The sequence below is a fragment of the Microvirga sp. P4_G7 genome (assembly GCF_056401005.1).
Genome location: NZ_JBFUKD010000880.1, coordinates 1 through 1,282, shown reverse-complemented (window position 1 = coordinate 1,282; position 1,282 = coordinate 1). Strand labels below are relative to the sequence as shown.

Sequence of the window (1,282 nt, the reverse complement as noted above, 5' to 3'; positions counted from 1 at the left end):
CACGAAGACATCGTTATCGGCGCCACCGGTAAGCGTGTCCTTGCCACCGCCGCCGTGCAGCGTGTCGTTGCCGCCGTTGCCCTTGAGCTGATCGCCGCCCGATCCAGATTTGATCAGGTCGCCGTTCGCCGTTCCGTTGACGATCTCCACGCCGACGTTACGAACCGCAACGGTGATCGGAACGTCCTTCGAGGCGCCCGCGAGATCGGTGACCTTCACGACCAGCTCGAACGTGCGCTTCTGCTCGAAGTCGATCCGAATGCCATCCTTGACGACCACCAGCCACTCGCCGTTGATCTCCTGAATGTCGAAGCGACCTTCGCCATCCTGCGTGACGTCGTTCACATCCTTCGCGAACGCATATGTGAACGTGTCGCCCAAATCGGGATCCACCGCACTCAAAGTGCCGATACCGGATGTGTTGGCCGCGAATTCCTTCACCGTCGTCTCCGACAAAAGGACATCCGTCGGCGCGGCGTTCCCGAGGCCATCACGCGCGCTGACGCTGACGGTGCTGTTCTTAGTAAAGCCCGTTGAATCGATCACTTCGATCGAAAACTTTGTCGTCTCGATCGCACCTGGATCGTCGCGATCCTTCGGAACAAACACGAGACTTTGCAAGGCAGCCTGAACTTCCGCGGCAGTCCCTTTCAGAAAATATAGCCCTGCCGCCTTCTGATAGCTTCCGGATGTATAGCCCGTGAGAGTACCGTTGGCTGCTTGGCTCAGCCTCACTACCAGGGTCAGTTCGTCGTTCTGAGGATCCGATATGGTGGCCCCTGGGAACAGGGTGACGGTTTGCGTATCCAAGATGGAGTAGTTTTGGGGGGTTACGCTTACGGCGGGATCATTGGCGGGATCCGAGATATTGACCGAGGATTGCGCGTCGTCAGTCCAGAGCCCGTACTGGTCGAGAAGTACGACGTGGTAGGTCACCTTTCGCGGAAAGTCGGCAACGTCCAAGCTGGTAAAGTTAAGCGCGTGAACCAGGGATTGTACGCGAGCGGCCGTCCCATTCTCGTTGAACGTGACAACGAGGCCCTCATTCGTCGTACCGTCCTGCGTGATTGTGCCGATGTCGACGCCGTCGACGCGAACCTTGCCGCCGATCACAAGTCCATCGGGAAGTGCCACGACCCCACCGAGCGTCGAGATTCCGAACTTTACTTGGGCCGCACTTTCGTCTGATTGTGTCCAAATCTTCAAGCTGCCCAGCACACCGTCATCCGTCACGGTCGATGTGCCGGTTGGATCGAGCAGGATCGTCTCGCCCTTATTGATG

The 1,282-nt window shown here is 58.2% G+C and carries 1 protein-coding gene; it reads right to left on the bottom strand.

The genetic code is table 11. From position 1 onward, the window contains the following. The coding region (locus tag AC1DT3_RS21585) for a cadherin repeat domain-containing protein (RefSeq protein ID WP_477467232.1) at positions 1 to 1,282 on the bottom strand (1,282 nt) is incomplete at both ends.